Annotated in this window: 23 protein-coding genes; 16 read left to right on the top strand and 7 right to left on the bottom strand. The window is 70.8% G+C overall.

The genetic code is table 11. The annotated features are described in order from the left end of the window. The first annotated feature begins 220 nt into the window (after positions 1–220). The 3 genes from G4Z16_RS07140 to G4Z16_RS07130 all read left to right on the top strand — a co-directional run bounded on the left by G4Z16_RS07140 (position 221) and on the right by G4Z16_RS07130 (position 4106). On the top strand, positions 221–2374 hold the full coding sequence (locus G4Z16_RS07140; protein ID WP_197349854.1) for a WD40 repeat domain-containing serine/threonine protein kinase: 2154 nt from the start codon (positions 221–223) through the stop codon (positions 2372–2374). Between the two features lie 305 nt (positions 2375–2679). Continuing rightward, complete coding sequence (locus G4Z16_RS07135; RefSeq protein ID WP_425508056.1) at positions 2680–3069, top strand: PadR family transcriptional regulator; 390 nt, start codon at positions 2680–2682, stop codon at positions 3067–3069. After that, positions 3066–4106 carry a hypothetical protein gene (locus G4Z16_RS07130; protein WP_197349852.1) on the top strand — a complete coding sequence of 347 codons (1041 nt, stop codon included), beginning with the start codon at positions 3066–3068 and terminating at the stop codon, positions 4104–4106. Before G4Z16_RS07135 ends, G4Z16_RS07130 begins: the two co-directional genes overlap by 4 nt. A 31-nt stretch (positions 4107–4137) precedes the next feature. Here the strand turns inward: G4Z16_RS07130 and G4Z16_RS07125 are convergent, their stop codons facing one another. Then, on the bottom strand, positions 4138–4506 hold the full coding sequence (locus tag G4Z16_RS07125; protein WP_197349850.1) for a winged helix-turn-helix domain-containing protein: 369 nt from the start codon (positions 4504–4506) through the stop codon (positions 4138–4140). Then, positions 4503–5018, bottom strand: coding sequence for a hypothetical protein (locus G4Z16_RS07120; RefSeq protein ID WP_197349848.1), 516 nt, complete (start codon positions 5016–5018; stop codon positions 4503–4505). Before G4Z16_RS07120 ends, G4Z16_RS07125 begins: the two co-directional genes overlap by 4 nt. 127 nt (positions 5019–5145) lie before the next feature. Between G4Z16_RS07120 and G4Z16_RS07115 the strand changes: the two genes are divergently transcribed. Continuing rightward, complete coding sequence (locus G4Z16_RS07115; RefSeq protein WP_197349846.1) at positions 5146–5355, top strand: hypothetical protein; 210 nt, start codon at positions 5146–5148, stop codon at positions 5353–5355. Here the strand turns inward: G4Z16_RS07115 and G4Z16_RS07110 are convergent. Together G4Z16_RS07110 and G4Z16_RS07105 are read right to left on the bottom strand one after the other, a co-directional pair. Further along, on the bottom strand, positions 5334–6356 hold the full coding sequence (locus tag G4Z16_RS07110) for a TAXI family TRAP transporter solute-binding subunit (protein ID WP_197349845.1): 1023 nt from the start codon (positions 6354–6356) through the stop codon (positions 5334–5336). The two genes, G4Z16_RS07115 and G4Z16_RS07110, sit on opposite strands and share 22 nt — an antisense overlap. 79 nt (positions 6357–6435) lie before the next feature. After that, the gene (locus G4Z16_RS07105; protein WP_197349843.1) at positions 6436–7026 is read right to left on the bottom strand and encodes a TetR/AcrR family transcriptional regulator; all 591 of its coding nucleotides are present in this window, start codon (positions 7024–7026) and stop codon (positions 6436–6438) included. Positions 7027–7172: 146 nt separating this feature from the next. Here G4Z16_RS07105 and G4Z16_RS07100 point away from each other — a divergent pair, with 146 nt between their 5' ends. From G4Z16_RS07100 to G4Z16_RS07085, 4 genes are all read left to right on the top strand, one after another. Beyond that, a complete protein-coding gene (locus tag G4Z16_RS07100; protein ID WP_197349841.1) occupies positions 7173–8078 on the top strand; it encodes an oxidoreductase in 906 nt (301 codons plus the stop codon). A 102-nt stretch (positions 8079–8180) separates the two neighbouring features. Beyond that, positions 8181–9683 carry a tRNA (N6-isopentenyl adenosine(37)-C2)-methylthiotransferase MiaB gene (gene miaB, locus G4Z16_RS07095; RefSeq protein WP_197349839.1) on the top strand — a complete coding sequence of 501 codons (1503 nt, stop codon included), beginning with the start codon at positions 8181–8183 and terminating at the stop codon, positions 9681–9683. 65 nt (positions 9684–9748) lie between these two features. After that, positions 9749–10033, top strand: coding sequence for a hypothetical protein (locus tag G4Z16_RS07090; protein ID WP_197349837.1), 285 nt, complete (start codon positions 9749–9751; stop codon positions 10031–10033). Between the two features lie 100 nt (positions 10034–10133). Continuing rightward, positions 10134–10853, top strand: a complete 720-nt coding sequence (locus tag G4Z16_RS07085) for a class III extradiol dioxygenase subunit B-like domain-containing protein (protein WP_197349835.1) — start codon at positions 10134–10136, stop codon at positions 10851–10853. A gap of 139 nt (positions 10854–10992) precedes the next feature. Here the strand turns inward: G4Z16_RS07085 and G4Z16_RS07080 are convergent, their stop codons facing one another. Both G4Z16_RS07080 and G4Z16_RS07075 read right to left on the bottom strand, forming a co-directional pair. After that, a complete protein-coding gene (locus tag G4Z16_RS07080; protein ID WP_197349833.1) occupies positions 10993–11217 on the bottom strand; it encodes an antitoxin in 225 nt (74 codons plus the stop codon). Positions 11218–11258: 41 nt separating this feature from the next. Continuing rightward, positions 11259–11483 (bottom strand): hypothetical protein, encoded by a 225-nt coding sequence (locus tag G4Z16_RS07075; RefSeq protein ID WP_197349832.1) that lies wholly within the window; start codon positions 11481–11483, stop codon positions 11259–11261. Between the two features lie 242 nt (positions 11484–11725). On the opposite strand from G4Z16_RS07075, the gene miaA reads away from it, so the two are divergent. Next, positions 11726–12673: a tRNA (adenosine(37)-N6)-dimethylallyltransferase MiaA gene (miaA, locus tag G4Z16_RS07070; RefSeq protein ID WP_197354225.1), complete on the top strand. Its 948-nt coding sequence runs from the start codon at positions 11726–11728 to the stop codon at positions 12671–12673. A gap of 870 nt (positions 12674–13543) precedes the next feature. Next, positions 13544–13672 carry an LPFR motif small protein gene (locus G4Z16_RS32910; protein ID WP_281393670.1) on the top strand — a complete coding sequence of 43 codons (129 nt, stop codon included), beginning with the start codon at positions 13544–13546 and terminating at the stop codon, positions 13670–13672. A gap of 37 nt (positions 13673–13709) precedes the next feature. Here G4Z16_RS32910 and G4Z16_RS07065 read toward each other — a convergent pair whose 3' ends face one another. Then, positions 13710–13961: an ANTAR domain-containing protein gene (locus tag G4Z16_RS07065; RefSeq protein ID WP_246530720.1), complete on the bottom strand. Its 252-nt coding sequence runs from the start codon at positions 13959–13961 to the stop codon at positions 13710–13712. Between the two features lie 189 nt (positions 13962–14150). On the opposite strand from G4Z16_RS07065, the gene G4Z16_RS07060 reads away from it, so the two are divergent. The 6 genes from G4Z16_RS07060 (at position 14151) to G4Z16_RS07035 (ending at position 20972) form a co-directional block, all read left to right on the top strand. Beyond that, the gene (locus tag G4Z16_RS07060; RefSeq protein WP_246530719.1) at positions 14151–14945 is read left to right on the top strand and encodes a phytanoyl-CoA dioxygenase family protein; all 795 of its coding nucleotides are present in this window, start codon (positions 14151–14153) and stop codon (positions 14943–14945) included. A 340-nt stretch (positions 14946–15285) separates the two neighbouring features. Further along, entirely contained in the window at positions 15286–15600 is a 315-nt protein-coding gene (locus G4Z16_RS07055; RefSeq protein ID WP_246531234.1) for a hypothetical protein, read from the top strand. A gap of 544 nt (positions 15601–16144) precedes the next feature. Continuing rightward, complete coding sequence (locus G4Z16_RS07050) at positions 16145–16480, top strand: hypothetical protein (protein WP_197349829.1); 336 nt, start codon at positions 16145–16147, stop codon at positions 16478–16480. A 543-nt stretch (positions 16481–17023) separates the two neighbouring features. Continuing rightward, complete coding sequence (locus G4Z16_RS07045) at positions 17024–17653, top strand: hypothetical protein (RefSeq protein WP_246530718.1); 630 nt, start codon at positions 17024–17026, stop codon at positions 17651–17653. 48 nt (positions 17654–17701) lie between these two features. Further along, a complete protein-coding gene (dapF, locus tag G4Z16_RS07040) occupies positions 17702–18571 on the top strand; it encodes a diaminopimelate epimerase (protein ID WP_197349828.1) in 870 nt (289 codons plus the stop codon). A gap of 211 nt (positions 18572–18782) precedes the next feature. Continuing rightward, complete coding sequence (locus G4Z16_RS07035) at positions 18783–20972, top strand: RelA/SpoT family protein (RefSeq protein ID WP_246530717.1); 2190 nt, start codon at positions 18783–18785, stop codon at positions 20970–20972. Positions 20973–21057: the final 85 nt, after the last annotated feature.

Raw genomic sequence — 21057 nt, 5'->3', positions numbered from 1 at the left:
GTTGTCCCCGTCAAAGAAGGGGCGGAGTCAACGGTTCCGCCGTCCTCGGGCCTCCTTGGAGATCTGTTCAGGCGGCGCCGGGTTCGTTTACTGTGTGGCTCGCTCGGAGCCGTTTGCGGGGTCCTGGATCCGGTGGCCGTGGGCGGAGGCCCTGGTGGGCATCGGGTCGGGCGGTGGGCGGTGGGGTGTGGAGCGTGGTTGCGCGGGGGGAGACGTAGGCATGTCTGAGGTGGGCCGTGGTGGTCCGGCACATCCTCCTGCCGGGGGCGGTGTGGGGCCGGGGTGGCCGACGGCTGCGCCTGCTGCGCGGCCGCTGGGGTCGGGTGATCCGGCCGAGGTGGGTCCGTACCGGCTGGAGGCGGTCCTGGGTGCCGGTGGGATGGGCCGGGTGTATCTGGGACGAACCCCGGCGGGCAGCGAGGTGGCGGTGAAGCTGGTGCACCGCGAGTTCGCGGGTGACCGGGCCTTCCGTCGGCGCTTCGAGTTGGAGGTGGCCGCGGCCCGCAGGGTGCAGGGGCTCTACACGGTGCCCGTGGTCGATGCGGACCTGCGGGCGGAGGAGCCGTGGCTGGCCACGGCCTACGTGCCGGGGCCCTCGTTGCAGGACGCGGTGGAGGAGGAGGGGCCGCTGCAGGTGGATGCGGCGCTGGGTCTGATCGCCAGGGTCGCCGAGGCGCTGCAGTCCATCCACGCCGCCGGGGTGATCCACCGGGATCTGAAGCCCTCCAACATCCTGCTGACCGGGGAGGGTCCCAAGGTCATCGACTTCGGTATCGCACGCGCCGCGGACGTCACCTCGGTGACCGGTACGGGGATGCGTGCGGGAACACCGGCCTATATGGCGCCCGAGTACATCAAGGGCCAGGAGCTGACCGGGGCGGTCGACATCTTCGCCCTCGGGCTGATCGCGCACTTCGCCGTCACCGGACGGCTGGCCTTCGGCGGCGGCAGCGCCCACAGCGTCACCTACCGCATCCTCGAACAGGACCCCGACCTGCACGACTGCCCCGAACCCCTCCGCACCATCGCCGCCCGATGCCTGCACAAAGACCCACACCAGCGCCCCACCCCCACCGACGTCATCCACCACTGCCGCACAACACCCACACCGGAACGCACGGTGGTCGACGTCCACTCGGCTCCGACTCAGCCCGCTCACCCGGCGGTCCCCGGCGCGCCTGGCTCACCGGATGTCGTCGGGGCTCCCGCGCCGCCTCCGGCGAGGCAGGACCCGGCCCAGGGGACGCCGCGTCAGCAACCGGGCTCCTCCCAGCCGGCTCCTCATGCACCGGATCAGTTCTCCCCGAACCCCTATGCGCCCGTGCAGGGTTGGGCAGGTGGACGGGTCAGCTGGATCGTGATCGGCAGCGTTCTGCTCGTCACGGCCTTGATCGCATTCTTCGTTCCCAGTCATGGCGGGGGCGAGGGCTCCGCTCCCCGGCTCAAGCCCACGACAACGCTGACCAGTTCCGACGCGGTTGACGAAGTGGCGTTCAGCCCCGACGGCAAGACTCTCGCCGCCGGTGTCCAGGCGGGCAAGGTCCGGCTGTGGGATGTGGCGGGGCGAAAGCAGCGCGCCACCCTCAACCAGCGCAACGAACGCGGCGAGGAGCAAGCGCTGGGGATCTCCTGTCTCGCGTTCAGTCCCGACGGCAAGAGGCTCGCCGCGGTGGCCGCTGACCGCACGATGGGACTGTGGGACCTCGCCGCGCGCCGGCAGATCGCGACCTTCACGGTGAGTACCTCGGATCCGGTCAGGGATGTGGCGTTCAGCCCGAACGGCAAGGTCGTCGCCACCGGCGGCGAGGACGGCAAGGTACGGCTGTGGGACGCCCGCAGCCGCGAGGACCGTGACCTCGCAACCCTCGACCACGGCCAGCCGGTGTGGGACGTCGCCTTCAGCCCGGACGGCCGGAGGGTGGCCTCCGCAGGCTACGAACCCGACGGCCGTACGGTTCGCACGGGGCGACTGTGGAACGTGGCCGACCACAAGGCCGGCGCCTCCTTCCACCACCCCGAGAGCATCACGCGTGTGGCGTTCAGCCAGGACGGCCAGACCCTGTTCACCGTCGGTACCGAGGACAAGGTGAGGCAGTGGGATGCGGGTAGCGGCCGCGAGAAGGACCCTCTCGTCGATGGAGGATTCATCTCTTCCTCCGACGACGTGGAATCCAGCCCTGACGGCAAGACGCTCGCCACCGCTCACTTCAGTGACGTGCGGCTGTGGGATCAGGAGGACGGCACACCGCTCGCCGTTCTGACGGGGTTCGAGGACGGCGACCAGAAGGTGGCCTTCAGCCCAGGAGGCCGGCTCGTCGCCACGGCGGCGGGCGACGGCAAGATCCGAATGTGGAAGGTCCCGAAGGACGGTTGACCCAGGTGGTGAGGCGAGTGCGTCGACAGCGCAAGCGTCACCACGAGAGGGGCGTCTGCGGCGTTGCTTCCGACGCGCATGTCGACCGGGCGGATCGAGTACCACCAACGGTCCAACTCGGTGCGCGCGCCGAGGACATCGAGGACCACCGGTGGAAGTTGGCCCGGGACCCGTCCTCGTTCCCCTCGGAGCTCCATTCGGACTTCCCCTCGGGGAAGGCCCACTGACCGGCGATTCGGCTGAAGTCCCGTTCCCCGATGGGCCGTTCAAGGCCAATATCTTGTCTTCCAAGATATGGTGCTGTCATGGCATCGAGAGGAATGACGCAGACGGCGTTCTTCGTCCTCGTCGCGCTGACCGACGAGCCGCGCCACGGCTACGGCATCGTGCAGGAGGTCGACGCGCTGTCGGACGGCCGCGTGCAGCTCCGGATCGGCACCCTCTACGGAGTGCTGGACCGGCTGGCGGAGGACGAGTTGATCGAGCTGGACCGCGAGGAGGCGCACCAGGGACGCCTGCGGCGCTACTACCGGCTGACCGACGCCGGTGAGGCGGCGCTGTCGGAGGAGGCGGAGCGCATGGCGGAGGGTGCGCGGACCGCGGCCCGGCGGGTGGCGGGCCGGCGCGGATCTCCCGGGAAGCAGTCACCCGTGCACGGGACGGTGCGCCCCGGACTCGCAGGGGGTGGCGCATGACGTCGCTGCTGGAACAGCGCTACCGCAGGGTCCTGCGCATGCTGCCCGCCTCCTACCGCGCCGAGCGCGAGGAGGAGATCGTCGATACCTACCTCGAGGACTTCGACGAGTACGAGCGGGAGGAACTGCGCCCCTCCTGGCGGGAGGTGGCCAGCATCGCCGCGCTCGCGGTGCGGACCCGGATGGGCGGGCCGCGCGCCGAACCCCGGTACGCCGTGGCCGGCGCCACCGTGCGGCTGTTCGCGCTGCTGAGCATCCTGATGCACGGGGCGCGTGAACTCACCGACCGCGCGCTCTCGTTGGCCTGGTACAGCGGGGCGCCCGCGCACGAGAGTGCCCTGTTCATCAGCGCCTTCGAAGCCCACGGCGTGATGGAGGGGGTGCGCGCCACCTGCCTGTGGCTGCTGCCGCTGTGCTGGGTTGCGGCCTACGCGGCGCTGCTGCGCGACCGGCGGAGGACCGCGTTCGTGTTCACCGTCCTTGCCAACCTGCCGGGGCTGACGTTCGTCGTGGACTGGGCGACGGGATGGCCCGTATCCCTCGACGGCTACTCGGTCGCCTTCGCGGCCTCCGGCTGGCTGACGGTCCTCGCGGTCGTGTGCGCCTTCCACAGTTCGGCCCCGCCGGCACGTCTGCCGGTGCCGCCGGGCCTTGCGCTCATGGGCTCGTGCGTCCTCATGGGCGGCTCGATCGTGGTGTGGAGGGACGGCGCCGACTCCGTCTGGTCGAGCGGAACGGCATGCGTCGTGGCGGCCGGCTGCTGGTTCGCCGCCCGCGCGCGTGGCGCCGTGGCCGCCGCCGATCCCGAAGTGCCCCTGGCCTTGGCGCTGCTGAGCTGCGCGGTCCTGGCAGAGCGTGCGGGGATGCTCGTCCTGCTCATGGAGCCCCACATGTCCGACCTGCACGTGTATGCCGCGGGCGCGCAGACCGCCGCGCTCACGGCTCTCGCCGCGGCGCTGGCCGTTGCCGGGTCCCGCATGGCACGCCGGAGCCGGAAACAGCTTCCGGCGCGCGGGGAGAGGGGCTCGCCGGGGTAAGTCCCGTCCCGGAGGCGCGAGTTCGGTTCGCTCAGCCGCCGGTGGGCGGCGACGACCCACCGGCGTCGGTCTCCCGGTCCGCCCGGTCATCGTGTGCCTTGCCGGCCTGCCGTGACTGGTCGACGATCCGCTGGAGGGCGGAGACATGGCCCTCCAGCGCTCCGCGTCCGGACTTGCTCAGGCTCAGCCAGGTACGCGGGCGCTTGCCCACGTACCCCTTCTCGGCCTCGACGTAGCCATGCTTGCTCAACGTCGTGACCTGCTTGGACAGCGCCGAGTCGGACATGCCCACGGAGTCCCGCACCCACCCGAACTCGGCCCACTCGGTGGCCGCGAGCAGCGACACGATGGACAGGCGCGTGGGGTCGAGGAGCACGGGGTCGATCTCGGGGTCCGTCATGGGCGGGCGGCGTCCGTCTTGCCGGGCCCGCGCTTGCCGGCCGACAGCAGGGCCCGCTCCAGCGCGGGGCCGAAGAAGATCAGGATGGCGGCGAGCACGGCGCCGAGGGCGGTGTGCCAGTACGGGAGATCCAAGCGTGCCCCTGTGAGTCCGACGGCGAGTGCGAGCACCACGATCGCGAACGGCACCCATTGCGTGTACCCGGTCGAGTTCCTTGCGGTCGCCGACCTCATGTCGACCCGGGCGGAACGGCCGAGTGCGCTCGACCCGCGCCGGGTCCGCAGCAGTATCGCGTACAGGACGATCAGCAGCGCGAAGCCGATGGAAATCCATGAGTTGGCGTCGCTGCCGAGGAAGTCGCGGGCTGCGAGACTGCCGAAGAGCAGCAGCCCGATGACGAGCCGCACCCACAGAGCGTCGCTCGTGCCGCCGTTGATGGCCTGCTCCTCGCGCTGCCCGACCTGCGTGAGGGCGCGGGCCGCCTCGTCGGGCGTCGGACGCTGTCGGGTCATCGTGATCACTCCCGTGTTTCCTGGCCGGAACCTACTTTCCTGAGAGGAAAATAGCATCGCCTGTCGAGCCCGGCAAGTACTTTCCTGAGTGGAAAGCGACGGCCGGGAAAAGGGAGTCGGCGGCTGAGTGATCACGCATACGGCGAAGGCCCGGCAGCACAGCAGGGTTGCCCCCGCGGAGATCGAGGACGCGTGTTCCGGCGTGACCGCACTCGACCGCGGCAAGGTCGCCGGCCGCGGGAGCTTCGCCGGGATGGTGGCCCGGCGTGAGGTGACGGGTGAGGGGGCCCGGCGGCACCAACTGCCGGGCACCGCTCAGGGCTTGACCGACCTGTAGTAGTGCCGCGCGCCCTTGTGCAGCGGCAGCGGCGCCGTGTAGATCGCGGTGCGCCTGTCGACCTTCTGCGCCGCGTGGACCTTCTCGCCGATCTGGTCGCGGCTGTTGAGTACCGCCCGCGTCATGCCTTCGGTGAGGGCGGTGTCCGTACGGTCCGTGGTCACCAGGAGGTTCGCCACGGCGACGGTGTCGACGGGCTCGCCCTGCTGGATGGACGGGTAGGCGTCGGCAGGCATCACGGCGGCGCGGTAATAGCGCGTCTCGGGTTCGAGGGCGTGGAGCTTCTCCACCAGATCACCGAGCTGTACGAGCTGGATGTTGGTCCTCGCCGACAGGTTCTCGATGGCGGCGGTCGGCAGGCCCCCGGACCAGAAGAAGGCGTCGATCTTCCCCTTCTCCAGCAGGTCGGGCATGCGGTCGATGCCCTGGCGCACCGCGTGCACGTCCTTGTCGACGTCGAGTCCGGCGGCGCGCAGCAGCCTTCCCGCGATGAGGTTCACCCCGGACCTCTTCTGGCCGACGCCCACCCGCATGCCCTTCAGGTCCTTGGCGCTGCGCACGCCCGAGCCCGCCGGAACGACGAGCTGCATGTAGTCGTCGTACAGCCGCGCGCACGCGCGCAGCCCGTCGGCGCCCGGTTCCTTGCCGTCCCGGTAGGTGGCCACCGCGTCCGAGGCGGCAATGGTGAAGGAGGCCTTGCCGGACGTGACCAGGTCGAGGTTCTGCACCGAGCCCTGACTGCTGAGCAACCGCAGCTGGACATCGGGCAGTTCGCGGTGGAGACGTTCCTGGAGGAGAGAGCCGTAGCGCGCGTACACGCCCGTCGGCACGCCGGTGGCGAAGGTGACCGTGCCGCTGGGGGAGGCGCTCCCGCCGGGCACCAGCCACCACACGAGCACCCCGAGCACGACGGTCACGGCCGCGGCGGCGCGCAGCAGGTGCCGTCTGCCCGCGTGCAGCCCGCCGGTCAGTCGGCTTGCGGTACGTCGGAGGCTCAACATGGACGGTGATCGTGCCAGGCGAGGGCTCCGGACGCGAGGCCGGGGGCGCAGGCAAGGGGCGGCGGGCCGGCGGCGGCTGTCACCGTCGCCGCAGCCCGTGGAGGAGTTTCTCGACGGCGTCGGGCACGACGGCCTCCAGCTCCTCGGCGTCGAGCATCCCGCTGTTGGCCATGGCGGTCAGCCCGTGGAGCGTCGCGAGTGCCAGCTGGGCCAGGTATTCGGGATCGCCGGCCACGAGCTCGCCGGACTCCTGCGCGCTGGAGATCACGCCGAGCGAGACGGCGAACGCCCGCTCCGCCGCCGCGTACACGGACTCGGCGCCCTCGCGGTGCTTCCCGGCGTACATCAGCTCCAGCAGGGCCGCGTGCCGGGTGGCGAAGCGGACGTAGGCACGGGCGAGGGCCTGCAGCTGCGCGGTGCATTCCGGTTCGGCTTCCCGCACGGCGGCGTCGAGGTCCTGGCCGAGGCGTACGAAACCGTCCTCGGCGAGTGCGTCGAGCAGCGCCTGACGGTCGCCGAAGTGGCGCCGGGGGGCGCCGTGGCTGACGCCGGTCTCGCGAGCCAGCTCGCGGAGGGAGAGTGCAGCGACGCCGCGCTCGCGCATCGTCTCCTCGGCACGTGCGAGGAGGGCGGCGCGGAGATTGCCGTGGTGGTAGGAGCGGGCGCGCATGGCGGCAGAGTACTCGACCGGCCCTGGTCAGCGGCTCGCCGGGAGAGCGCCCGGAACCCGGGTGAGGACCGGCCGGAGGAGCGGCAGGGACGCGGCGTGGGGGGCTGCGATTGACGACCCATGTTGTCACTGACTACATTCGCGCCATGACTACTCCAGGATGGACAGCACAGCAGCTCCCCGACCTCTCCGGCCGCACGGTCGTCGTGACCGGAGCCAACAGCGGCCTCGGTCTCGTCACCGCGCGGGAGACGGCACGTGCCGGGGCGCACGTCGTCCTCGCCGTACGGGACACGGCGCGCGGCGAGGCCGCGGCATCCACGGTGCAGGGCAGCACCGAGGTGCGGCGGCTGGATCTCGCCGACCTGGCCTCCGTACGCGCCTTCGCAGAGAAGTGGGAGGGCAGGCTCGACATCCTGGTCAACAACGCGGGCGTCATGGCGATACCCGAGCGCCGCACGGCCGACGGCTTCGAGATGCAGATCGGCACCAACCACCTCGGCCACTTCGCCCTCACCAACCTCCTGCTGCCGCACATCACCGGCCGCGTCGTGACCGTCTCCTCCATGGCGCACCGCACCGGCCGCATCGCCTTCGACGACATCAACTCCCGTGGCGGGTACAGCCGTTGGCGGGCGTACGGGCAGTCCAAGCTCGCCAACCTCCTCTTCACCGCCGAACTCGCGCGGCGGCTCGAGTCCGTGGGGTCGCCCGTCACGGCGCACGCCGCCCACCCCGGGTACTCCGCGACCAACCTCCAGGGCCACACGACGAACAAGGCCGAGAAGGCGTTCATGGCCGCCACGAACCGGCTGGTCGCGCAGCCCGACGAGATGGGTGCCCTGCCGTCGCTCTACGCCGCCACCCAGCCGCTGCCGAGCGGCAGTTACACCGGCCCCGGCGGTCTGATGGAGAGCCGCGGATACCCGGCACCGGCCCGCAGGAGCGCCGCCGCGAAGAACGCGCGTGACGCCGAGCGCCTCTGGGGGCTCTCGGAGAGCCTCACCGGTGTCGCCTTCCCCCTCACGTCGGCGGCCCCGGGACGCGCCTGATCCGCGGAGACGGGGGAGCGGCCTCCGCGTTAGGAGGGGCGAGCGGGGCCCAGGCAGCGAGGGGCGTGCGCCGTGCCCGAGCGCGTACCCTGTTCGACTGAGATGACTGCGAAGACTTATGAGCTGCGGACGTTCGGCTGCCAGATGAACGTCCACGACAGCGAGCGGATGGCGGGCCTGCTGGAGGAGGCGGGCTACGTGCGCGCGCCCGAGGGCGCGGAGGGCGACGGCGCTGACGTCGTCGTCTTCAACACCTGCGCGGTACGGGAGAACGCCGACAACCGCCTCTACGGCAATCTCGGTCAGCTCGCGCCGAAGAAGGCCGCACGGCCCGGCATGCAGATCGCGGTCGGCGGCTGCCTCGCGCAGAAGGACCGCGAGACGATCGTGAAGAAGGCCCCCTGGGTCGACGTCGTCTTCGGCACGCACAACGTCGGCAAGCTGCCGGTACTGCTGGAGCGGGCCCGCATCCAGGAGGAGGCGCAGGTCGAGGTCGCAGAATCGCTGGAGGCGTTTCCCTCGACACTGCCGACGCGGCGCGAGAGCGCGTACGCGGCCTGGGTCTCCGTCTCCGTCGGGTGCAACAACACCTGCACCTTCTGCATCGTCCCGCAGCTGCGCGGCAAGGAGAAGGACCGCAGGCCGGGCGACATCCTCGCCGAGGTCGAGGCGCTGGTCGCCGAGGGCGTCACCGAGATCACGCTGCTCGGCCAGAACGTCAACGCCTACGGGTCGGACATCGGCGACCGCGAGGCGTTCAGCAAACTGCTGCGGGCCTGCGGACGCATCGAGGGCCTGGAGCGCGTCCGCTTCACCTCGCCGCACCCGCGCGACTTCACCGACGACGTGATCGAGGCGATGGCCGGGACGCCGAACGTCATGCCGCAGCTCCACATGCCCCTGCAGTCCGGCTCGTCGCGGGTGCTGAAGGCCATGCGGCGCTCCTACCGGCAGGAGCGCTTCCTGAGCATCATCGACAAGGTCCGCGCGGCCATGCCGCACGCGGCGATCTCCACGGACATCATCGTGGGCTTCCCCGGCGAGACCGAGGAGGACTTCCAGGAGACGCTGCACGTGGTGCGGGAGGCGCGCTTCGCGCAGGCCTTCACCTTCCAGTACAGCAAGCGGCCCGGGACGCCCGCCGCCGAGATGGACGGGCAGATCCCGAAGAAGACCGTGCAGGAGCGGTACGAACGCCTCGTGGCCCTCCAGGAGGAGATCTCCTGGGAGGAGAACAAGAAGCAGGTCGGACGCACCCTCGAACTGCTCGTCGCCGAGGGCGAAGGACGCAAGAACGAGGCCACGAAGCGGCTGTCGGGGCGCGCCCCCGACAACCGCCTCGTGCACTTCGCCCGCCCCGCCGAGCAGGTGCGCCCGGGCGACATGGTCACCGTCGAGGTGACCTACGCGGCGCCCCACCACCTGCTCGCCGAGGCGCCGCCCACCGCCGTGCGCCGGACGCGGGCCGGCGACGCGTGGGAGGCGCGGAACGCAGCTCCCGACGATGCGACCGCGAAACAGGGCGTGATGCTGGGCCTGCCGACCGTCGGGGCGCCCGAGCCTCTGCCCGCCGACGCGGGCGGCAGCGGCTGCGGCGTCTGCTGAACCTGTCGGCGGTGCCGCACCGAACCGCCCGTATCCACAAGGAAGTCCGAACGAAGGGGAAGCGCGTGCCGCGCTGGGGACTGATCGTCGAGGAGACCGGTGGCTTCCGCGACCGCCGCTGGGAGGCGTTCCTGCTCGGCGAGTTCGACGGCACACGCGAGGACGCGCTGGCGAAGCTGCTGGAGCGCGCGAAGGCGTTCAAGCCCGAGCATCCGCGCATCGTCAGACGGCAGACGATCTACGCGATCGCCGACGGCTACCTGGTCATGTCGAAGGGCGCCACCGAGACGTTCCACCACCGCTTCTCCGTGGCGGAACTCGTCCACGACACCGACCCGAAGAAGGGCTGACAGCGGCCGGGGAGCAAGATCGACCGGCAGCCGACGGCACCCCGCGCGAAGTTGCATCGCGCGGTTACGCAGAGCGACTCACGGCGTTAAGCTGCGCGCCATGCTTGTCGCCGCCGCCACGTGCCCCAGCCCGCCCCTGCTCGTCCCCGAGGTCGCCGGAGGCGCGGCCCACGAGATGGACGCCGCCCGCGCCGCGTGCGACGAGGCGCTCGGCGCCCTCGCGGACGCACGCCCCGACAGTCTCGTCGTCATCGGCCCGGCGGAGCAGCCCGCCCGGGGCACGCACCCGCAGGGCGCGCGGGGTTCCTTCCGCGGCTTCGGCGTGGACCTGGACGTCTCCCTCGGCAAGGGGGAGCCTCCCGCCGAGGCGCGTCCGCTTCCCTCGTCCCTGGCCGTCGGCGCATGGCTGCTGGCGCGTGAGGGCTGGACGACCTCGCCCGTGGAGGGCCTCGGGGTCGGCGAACCGCTCAGCCGGGTGCGGTGCGAGGAGACAGGGCGTCAACTCGCCGGCGGCACCGAACGGGTGGCCCTTCTCGTGATGGGCGACGGCACCAACTGCCGCACGGTCAAGGCCCCCGGCTACTTCGACGAACGCGCCACGGCCTTCGACGCCGAGGCGGCCCGCGCCCTGGGAAGCGCGGACGCCGACGCCCTGCTGGCGCTGGACGAGGAACTCGCGTACGAGCTGAACGCGTCAGGCCGCTCCTGCTGGCAGGTGCTCGCCGGCGCGGCGGCCGCCGGCGGCAGTGCGCTGCGCGGGCGGCTGCTGTACGACGAAGCCCCTTACGGAGTGGGCTACTTCGTCACGAGCTGGACCTGAGATGTCTACATGACGTGTGCGGGCGTGCCACCGCCGGAATTCCGGCGGAGGCACGCCCGCAATTCGCGCTCATGGCCCGGCTCCCGGCCACGTGCCGACGGCGGGCCGGGACCCGGAACGATCATGAGTTGCCCTGAGGTCAGGAACCGCCCTGGGGGCCCTTGCCGCCGCGGCCCTGGGAGCCGCCGCCCTCACGGCCGTACTTCTCGGCCTGATCCTTGGCCTTCTCGGTGCTGGACCGGATCTTGTCGCTGTACTTGCCCTTGGTCTTGGAGTCGGCCATGCCCGCGGCCTTGTCGATGCCCTTGGTCACCTTGTCGCTGTGCTGGCCCAGCATCCCCTTGACCTTGTCCATGAAGCCCATGGTGGCCACCTTCCTTCCGTCCGGTGTGCCTCGGCGGCAGTTCAGTTGCGGGCGTCGTCCGCGGCTTCGCTGTCGGCTGCTCCGTCGGCCGACTGCTGCTTCGGGATGCCGACGTCCTCGGACTCGTCCCCGCCTCCGGCAGCCGCCGAGACCTCCTGTTCCTTCGCCTTCCCACCCGCTGCGGCTTCAGCTGCGGGGGCGGCGCCGGCAGCCGGCTTCCGGGGTGACCCGGAAGAACGCCGCAGAAGTCGTGCAAAGACGCCCATATCTACACTCCTGACCTTACTAATGTCGCTGCGATCCGGCGCACCGGGAACGGGCGCAGCTCCCCGCCTGCGGCGGAACCGTCCCGGAAATCGGCCTTGGGACCCTCGCAACAGGCAACGAAACCGCAGGGCCGTCGTCACGTCGCTCGTTCGGGTCCGGAGCGGTGCGGGAGGTTTGCGACACTGGCCGCGTGAATGCCGCAGACCCGTCCCCGGTCCCCGCCGCGGCGCCCGGAGGGCCCCTGACGTCTCCGTCCCGCCGCGGCTCCGCCCCGCCCGTCGTCGCCGTCGTCGGGCCCACCGCCGCCGGCAAGTCCGACCTGGGTGTCGCGGTCGCCCGCCACCTCGGCGGCGAGGTGATCAACGCGGACTCGATGCAGCTCTACCGCGGCATGGACATCGGTACGGCCAAGCTCACGCTCAGCGAGCGCGAGGGCGTACCGCACCACCTGCTGGACATCTGGGACGTCACGGTCGCGGCCAGCGTCGCCGAGTACCAGAGGCTCGCCCGCGCCGAGATGGACCGGCTGCGCGCCGCGGGACGGGTCCCCGTCCTGGTGGGCGGCTCCGGCCTGTACGTGCGGGGCGCCATCGACGCCATGGACTTCCCCGGCACCGATCCGGCCGTACGGGCCCGGCTGGAGGACGAACTCGCAGCTCAGGGGTCCGGAGCCCTGCATGAGCGGCTTGCCGCCGCGGACCCGCAGGCGGCGCGCGCGATCCTGCCGAGCAACGGGCGCCGCGTCGTGCGCGCCCTGGAGGTCATCGAGATCACCGGCCGCCCCTTCACCGCGAACCTTCCAGGCCACGAGGCCGTCTACGAGACGGTCCAGCTCGGGGTCGACGTCGCCCGGGCGGAGCTCGACGACCGGATCACGGCCCGCGTCGGGCGGATGTGGGAGGCGGGCCTCGTCGAAGAGGTGCGCGAGCTGGAGGCCGCCGGGCTGCGAACCGGCCGTACCGCCTCGCGTGCGCTGGGTTATCAGCAGATCCTCGCGATGCTCGCCGGAGAGTGCACCGAGCAGGAGGCACGTGAGGAGACCGTGCGTGCCACGAAGCGCTTCGCACGCCGCCAGGACTCGTGGTTCCGCCGGGACCCGCGCGTGCACTGGCTCAGCGGCGCCGCGGAGGACCGGCCGGAACTCACAGGGAGGGCACTGGCCTTGCTGGAAGAGGCGGTCACGGCCTGATCTGCGCCGTACCGACCGGGAGCGAGCCTGAGAACCTCCAACGAGGCCGTCGCGACCAGGACTTGGGGGAGGGCGGGCGACCCGCGGCCGCTCCCAGCGCATCGCCGGAATCACCCTCGACGGACGTCCGACGTCAACTGAGCGTCGGGAACGGGTGCGTCGCGGCACGGACCCGGTTCGAGGTGTTCGCCGGGCGGGACTGCACCCATCGGGATGAACCATTGGTAACCCCAGGTCGGTCAAGACCGCAGGGTGTGAACTGCGTTGTGCCGGTTACCCAGGAAGGGCGCCGTTGCCCGGCCCGGGCCCGGCAATGGCGAAGACCCCAGCCGGTTCGGGAGCGCAGCCGGTGGGGTCGTTCTCTCATGTGGCCCGCTGCGGTGAGGCGGCGCGGTCGATGACCTGGTGGATCACTTCGCAGGTGAGGCCACCTGTGTTCGCTTCGTCTGGACGGCTGCATCGGCCATCTATGCCTTCCTCTCCGGGAGTTGAGAACCTCTCCTGTCCGCGTCCCGAAGTACCCCCGTGCTTTCTCCGGCGCCGTCCATGACGGACGCCTCGCCGGAAAACACTCAAAGTTCACCGCCCCGAAAGGCAGTTGGTCCGCCGGTCACGTTCCGGTGAGTTCTCCGCAGCCTTCCTGAGGCTGCGTCGCCACAACGTCGCCACGACCCCGAAGTGAGGGAGCCGTGCGGCTGCGGCGCCGCGCCCGCAGCGATGCGGCTCTCGAATTCCAGGATCCGAAGATCCGGCAAGGCGCTGGACAAGAGCAGGCGACGTTTCACCCGACCGCTCCGGGCAACTCACGCACCGGCCGCACGGCATGGTCGTGCGGCTCGGCACGTCGACCAAGTGAACGGAGGACCAGACATGTTCAAGGCCATTGCCGATGTTCTGCGCACGATCGGCGGCGCCGTCGCCACCATCGTCACGCTTCCCTTCCGCCTCGTCGCCCGCCTTTTCGGTGGCGTTTCGGACAGCGCTCACGGCAGGCACTGAGTGCGTCCGCGTCCGGTGGACGACAGGCCCAGCAGGCCTAGCCGGATCTCAGCTGCTTCAGCGCGGCTTCGATCATGGTGCGCAGACGTCCGTCGACGACGCCTTCCTGCGTGCTCGCCACGATCTCCTCCGCAACCGCGTTGAGCTTGGTGTTGGAGTGCTGCGAGACGGTGACCAAGATCTTCCACGCGTCCTCCGGCGAGAGGCTGTACGCAGCCATGAGGACGCCCTTCGCCTGATCGATGACGGGGCGGGTCTCCATCGCGTGCCGCAGCTGTTCGAGCTCCACAGACTCATCCGGTGCCTCACCAGACACGGCCGCCCTCGCCCCTTTCATGCCATTGACGCATCCACCGATGCGCAGCCTTCACGAAGCTTATACACAGCGCATACGGCATGGGTATGGCGCCGATCTCCGGCGGTCCGGCCGGTTGAAAATCGATGGCCGGTGCCTCCGCCTCGATGGCACGCTGAGCCGGTGGGTGAGCCGATCATCAGCGATGCCGACCTGTCCGACTTCATCGAGAAGGGATTCCTCCGCCTTGAGGGGGCGTTCCCGCGCGATCTCGCCGCGGAGTGCCGGGAGATCATGTGGCGGGACATCGACGGTGAGCCCGACGACCCGGCGACGTGGAAGAGCCCAGTTCTGCGGCTCGGCCCCTACGGGCAAGAACCCTTCCGGGCCGCCGCCGGCTCGCCCCGGCTGCATGCCGCGTTCGACGTCCTCGTCGGCGAGGGTCGCTGGGCGCCCATCGGCGGTCTCGGCACGTTCCCGGTGCGGTTCCGTAGCGACCAGGAGCCGGGCGACGACGGATGGCACGTCGATGCGAGCTTCCCGGGAGACGATCCCGCCGACTTCACGTTCTACCGGGTGAACGTCTCCTCGCGGGGGCGGTGGCTGCTGATGCTGTTCCTCATGTCCGACGTGGGGGAGGACGACGCGCCCACCAGGATCCGCGCCGGTTCCCATCTGGACGTTGCCGCGCTTCTCGAACCCGAGCGGGAGGCGGGCCTTCCCTTCATCGACCTCGCCGAGCGAGCCGTGCCCGCCACCGAACACCGACCGCTCGCCCTTGCCACGGGCCGGGCCGGTGACGTCTACCTCTGTCACCCCTTCCTCGTCCACGCCGCACAACCTCACCGAGGCCTCGAACCCCGCTTCATGGCGCAGCCGCCGCTGCTTCCCGAGCCGGGGCAGGGTCCGAGCCTCGAGCGGCCCGGCGGCGACCACTCGCCGGTGGAGACCGCGATTCGCCGAGGACTGGGCCGCTGACGGCCTTCAGGGGTGCGGCGACGCCGGGACCACGCCCGAATGACTCCTGCCGCGTTCCCTTCCGGCCCGTAAGAGGAGAAATCCATCACACCATTCCCTGTGAAACGGGTGTGGAACTCTCGTAACTACCTCTGGGGGCATGCAACCACGTAACGCGGTCAGGGCGTTCTTCGCAGAGTGCGTGGGACAGGGCAGATCCCGCGCGGGATCACGCGTGGGAGGAGGCGGTGAGCCTCATGAAACAGAGAGGTCGACTCACCGCATTCGCCATGCGCCGACCCTGCTCCGCCAGGAATTCGCCCCCAGAGACTGGAGCGTCATGAGTCACACCCCCGAGCCGATGACCACGGGTCATGCACACCCCGACACCCGTGGCGAACCGGCGTCCAAGCGTACGGCGCTGATCATCCACACGATCGCCGACATCGCAGCCGCATTTCTCGGTCTGTGGATCCTGCTCCACCTTCTGGGAGCCAACCAGGCCAATGTATTCGTCCAGTTCGTCGAGGGCATGGCCAACTGGCTGGCAGGCTGGTCGCAGGACATCTTCACCATGGAGAACGAGCAGGTGCGCTTCGTGCTCAACTACGGCCTCCCCGCTCTTGTTTACCTCTTCATCGGCCACGGAATCGCCGCGAAAATGCGCCGGGGATGACCACCGCGACATCAAGTTCCGCTCGGGAATGACGCGTTGAAGAATGCGGCGTCGTTCGCCGCCCTGGCCGGGGTCCGATCCCCTGCGGGGGATCGATCCGCGGCGGGAGTCGAAGGGGGCGTACTTCCGCCGCGGCGAGCGGGTACACGGGTGACCGGTGGACCCGCGGCGGCACCGTGCCGGGTGCCGCTCCCGACAGTCGTAAGGTCCTGTACGGCCTGCGGCACCGGACCTGCCCGGGAGCCCGAGCCTGCGGTCTGGTGGACTTCACCCGGGCCACGCGCGGCAGGCGAATTGCGTGCCCAGGTCGTTCAACGCAAGGTGCGCAGGGAGGAACGCACGAAGGAGCCAGTCGCCCGCACGAGATCACGGCGGGCCTCCGACGAGTGACGGAGGCGACGCCGGGCTGCCTCGCCCTCCGGTGTTCCTGAGAGACGCGCACCACAGAGATTGGACCGTAATGAGTCACGCTTACGAGCCCGCCCGCAAGAGTCGTCGACAGGGCGGACCTCGCGATGAGTCGCCATCGATATGGCCGCCCTTCGTGGTCCACACGATCGCCGACATCGCAGCCGCTTTCGTGGGCCTGTGGATCGTTCTCTATCTGCTCGGTGCCGACGGAGGCAACCTGTTCGTTCTGTACATGGAAGACATGGCGTACTGGATCGCCGGATGGTCCCAGAACCTTTTCACGGTGGAGAACGAATTCCTGGTCATCCTCCTCAACTACGTTCTGCCTGCCGTGGTTTACCTCGTCATCGGGCACGGGATCGCGGCGAAGATGCGACCGGGGAAGGTGAACCAGATGGACGACGCAACGATGCGCCTGACTCCGGCCAACAAGGCGCCGAGGGAAGCTCCGGGGTGGCAACCGAGGTGACGGCGAGGAAGTCCCTGCCCCGGAGGGACTTCTCGAACGCACGCCACGCGTGGCCCACCCGGCCGCCGGACACTGCCGGGCGAAAGCGATGGAATCGCCACAATCGGCTCCCCTGCGGTGCCTGAACGAAGGAGCCGCCCTGGCCCGGCCTGGTGCCCGGCACACCGATGCCGGCCGAACGGCGATGAGAGCTGGGTCCGTCTCGCCGATCCGGAGAGGACGAGTTCCACTTCCTTGCCGGCCGCCGCCCCGTGACCCGTCGAGGAGGAGATCCGCTGGGTACGGCGAGGATGCGCCGCGGGACGCGGGTGTCCCGGGGCCGTGAAAGGGCGGGCATCAGTGACCAATGACACTCGTCGGCGACCTCACCGAGACACAGTTGTGCTGGTGATCGACACAATCCCGATGAGTTGTAGAACGGCCGGTCACAGCCTGATCACGTGATGGCATCGGGACGTCCTGGGCGTCTGCCGCAGTCATTCCGGCGTGCCATCATCGACCATCGTTCGGAGCCTGCAGTTGTAGTTGGGAGGGCGGGTGGCGATGGAGGCCGGCCCTCGTGACAATGAGGAGACCGCTGTCGACGAGGTTGAGCGCGCCGGGTCCGTGGGACGTATCGACGATCTCTCGGGTCTCGAGGGCCGCACTCGAGGCGTGCCCCTCGGCAACGGGGACTCCGCCGCCGACCGCCCGCGTGGGGCAGAGGGCGTGAGCGACGATCTGGATCCCGCCGCCGACGCGGGCGCCGCCGACGACCTGGACATCGACGACGAGCCGGACGCCGCCGCGGACCTCGACGGCTCCGACGCACCGCCCGAAGCCCGGGACGCCGACGTGGAGGCGCAGGAACTGCGGCCCCCGCGCAAGCTCCGGCTGTGGCAGCTCGCTCCCATCGTGGTGCTGAGCGCTCTGGGCTCGCTGATGTTCGCCTTCCCGCTCGCCTTCGAGCCCGGTGGCGGCACGGGCGCCGTCGTCTCGATGCTGGGGCTGCTGATCTGCGGCTGCGCGGCCGGCTGGGCCGTGATGGCCGCTCGCCGCGTCGGCCTGTCCTGGCCGGGGCTGCCCGCTCCTGGATCGGGTGAGCGCCCTGACTGGCGGATCGTCGCCCTGTATGCGGTCGTCGTCGGCACCGTGGTGGTGCTCGCGATCTGGCGCGTGGCGAGGCTGCGCTGACCTGATGTGCCCCGGCCGGGTGCGCCCCGCTCCCGTACGATCGTCAGCATGAGCAGCGCACAGCCCGTGCCGTTCCTCAAGGGGCACGGCACCGAGAACGACTTCGTGATCCTTCCCGACCCGGACGGGCTCCTCGAGCTGTCCGCGGGGACGGTCGCGCGGCTGTGCGACCGGCGGGCCGGGATCGGCGGCGACGGATTGCTGCGCGTCGTGCGCTCCGCGGCCCACCCGGAGGCCCGGCACATGGCGGGCGACGCGGAGTGGTTCATGGACTACCGCAACGCCGACGGCTCGGTCGCGGAGATGTGCGGCAACGGGGTGCGCGTCTTCGTGCGCCACCTGGAGCGCGCCGGGCTGGTCAAGCCCGGGGACGTGGCCGTCGCGACCCGGGCGGGCGTGAAGCGTACGCACCTCGCCGAGGACGGTTCGGGCGTCACCGTCTCCATGGGCCCGGCAGTGCTGCCGGGAGGCGGCGTGACCGTGCGCGCCGGCGGTCTCAGCTGGCCGGCCCTGCACGTGAACATGGGCAATCCGCACGCGGTCGCCTTCGTCGGCGATCTCGCGGACGCCGGCAGGCTGTTGGAGACTCCGGACGTGGAGCCCGCGTCGGCCTACCCGTCCGGCACGAACGTCGAGTTCGTCGTGGACCGCGGTGCGCGGCACGTCGCCATGCGCGTGCACGAGCGCGGTTCGGGCGAGACGCGGTCGTGCGGCACGGGGGCGTGCGCGGTGATGGTCGCAGCGGCGCGGCGCGACGGACTGGACCCTGCGGCCGACGGCGAGGACGCGACGTACACGGTCGAAGTGCCCGGCGGCACGCTCGTGATCACCGAACGGACCGACGGCGGGATCGAGATGACGGGTCCCGCGGTGATCGTCGCCGAGGGGACCCTCGACCCCGAGTGGCTCCACGCGTGATCGCGTAGCCGGGCACGTCCGTCTGTCCCGGCGTACCGCTGAAGGTCATTCAGGAACCGCACCCTCAACTGGCCAGACTCCAAACGTCCCTCGGACGGGTGATCCGTTTCACGCTGGGCGGGACCCGGACATCAGGGTGTGCTGGGGTCGGTAACATCACAGGCCCGGGCCTGGCCGGGGCGTTGCTTCGACGCGAACAGCAGGAGGTGCCATGAGGAGTCTGCGAAGGCTCAGCCGCGCGGCCCTGCTGGGGCAGGCACCGCGACGCGACGGCCTTCCCGACGCCATGGAGCACGTGGCCAAGGTTCACCGCGCCCACCATCCCGGTGCGGACCTCGGAGCGCTGCGCCGCGCGTACCTCCTCGCCGAGTCCTCGCACCGCGGGCAGATGCGCAAGAGCGGCGACCCCTACATCACCCACCCGCTGGCCGTGACGCTGCTGCTGGCCCAACTCGGCGCCGAGACAACGACGTTGACCGCCTCCTTGCTGCACGACACCGTCGAGGACACGGACGTGACGCTGGAGCAGGTCTGCAAGGAGTTCGGCGACGAGGTCGGCTACCTCGTCGACGGCGTCACCAAGCTGGAGAAGGTCGACCACGGCGCGGCGGCGGAGCCCGAGACCTTCCGCAAGATGCTCGTGGCCACGGGCAACGACGTCCGGGTGATGTCGATCAAGCTGGCCGACCGGCTGCACAACATGCGCACGCTCGGCGTCATGCGGCCCGAGAAGCAGGTACGCATCGCCAAGGTCACCCGCGACGTGCTGATCCCTCTCGCGGAACGCCTCGGCGTGCAGGCGCTCAAGAGCGAGCTGGAAGACCTCACCTTCGCCATCCTGCACCCCGAAGAGCACGCATTAGCACGGGAGTTGATCGCCGAGCATGCGCGGGAGCCGGATCCGCTCACCGGGGTGGCGACGTCCGTACGGCGGCTGCTGCGCGAGGCCGACATCGCCGCACAGGTGCTGATCCGGCCCCGCCACACCGTCTCCGTGCACCGACTGCGCCTCAAACGCGGTGAGTTGGGGCCGTGCGACTTCGGCAGACTGCTGGTCCTGGTCGAGGAGGACGCCGACTGCTACGCGGTCCTCGGCGAACTGCACACCTGCTTCACGCCTCTCGTCGCCGAGTTCAAGGACTTCATCGCCGCCCCCAAGTTCAACCTCTACCGCTCGCTGCACACCGCGTTCGCCGACGAGGAGGGCCGCGTGGCCGAAGTCCTCGTGCGTACACGGCAGATGCACCGGGTCGCCGAGGCCGGTGTGATCGCTCTCGGCAACCCCCACCGGGCTTCGCAGGGCGGCGAGGGCGAGAGCGGCGGCGAGCCCGGAGGTCCCGGCTGGCTCTCCCGGCTCCTGGAGTGGCAGAGCCACGCCACCGACACCGAGACCTTCTGGGCGGAACTGCACGACGAGCTGGCGCAGGACGGGGAGATCACCGTCTACTGCGCCTCACCCGGAGTTGCGCCCGCCGCCGGCGGCGGAGCGCTGCCGCTGCCCGCGGGTGCGACGTGCGTCGACGCGGCCTACGCGCGGTTCGGCGAGGCGGCGCACAGCTGCATCGGAGCCCGCGTCAACGGGCGGCTGACCGCGCTGAGCACCGTCCTGCGGGACGGCGACGCCGTGCAGCTCTTCATGGAGCCCGCGGCGGCTTCGGTGCCCTCCGGCCCCTCGCCGGAGTGGCTGGAGCACGCCCGTACCCCGGCCGCGCGCATCGCCATCAGGCATTGGCTCGCCGCCCATCCACCCGCCCCGGAGCCGGAGTTGGCGCCGGCGGGCGCGACGGGCGGCGGCGAGGACGCCCGGGCGGGGCTCTTTGCCGGTACGGGGTCTTCGACGTCCGTCCGAGGTGGAGCCGCGGAGGAGGCGCACGCCGAGGGAAGAGCGGGCGTTCGCACCGCCCGGCGCAGGGAGTGGGGCGAGGGAGCCCCGGTCGCCGAGGCCGCCGCATCCGTCGTGGTGGAGGAGCCGCACGCCGTCGTACGGCTGGCGGGCTGCTGCACGCCCGTGCCGCCCGACAACGTCACCGGATTCGCCGTCCGCGGCGGCACCGTCACCGTTCACCGCGACAGCTGCCACTCCGTGGCCCGCATGACCGCCACCGGGCGCAGGCCCGTGCCCGTGCGCTGGGAGCAGGGCGCCTCGGGATGCCGGGTCACGCTTCGAGCCGAGGCGCTGGGGCGCACACACCTGCTGGCCGACCTGACCGAGATCATCGCGGCGCAGGGCGCCACCGTGGTCTCCGCCGAGGTCGAGCCGCCCCGCGAGCAGCGCGTACTGCACACGTACACGCTGCAACTCCCGGACGCCGCCGGGCTGCCCGCCCTGATGCGCGCCATGCGCGGCGTCGCCGGCGTCTACGACGTCACGCGGGCCGCCCGCCCGCTGCCGGCCCGCTGAACCGCCTCCCCGGCACGTCGCCCCCTCCGGAGTTCTTTCGGGTGGGGCGGCGCCGGGCGCTGCTGCGCCGACCCGGAAGCCGATC

Origin of the sequence: Streptomyces bathyalis, from assembly GCF_015910445.1 — a bacterium.
Classification (GTDB): Bacteria; Actinomycetota; Actinomycetes; order Streptomycetales; family Streptomycetaceae; genus Streptomyces; species Streptomyces bathyalis.
This window is presented reverse-complemented; position numbering and strand designations above follow the sequence as displayed.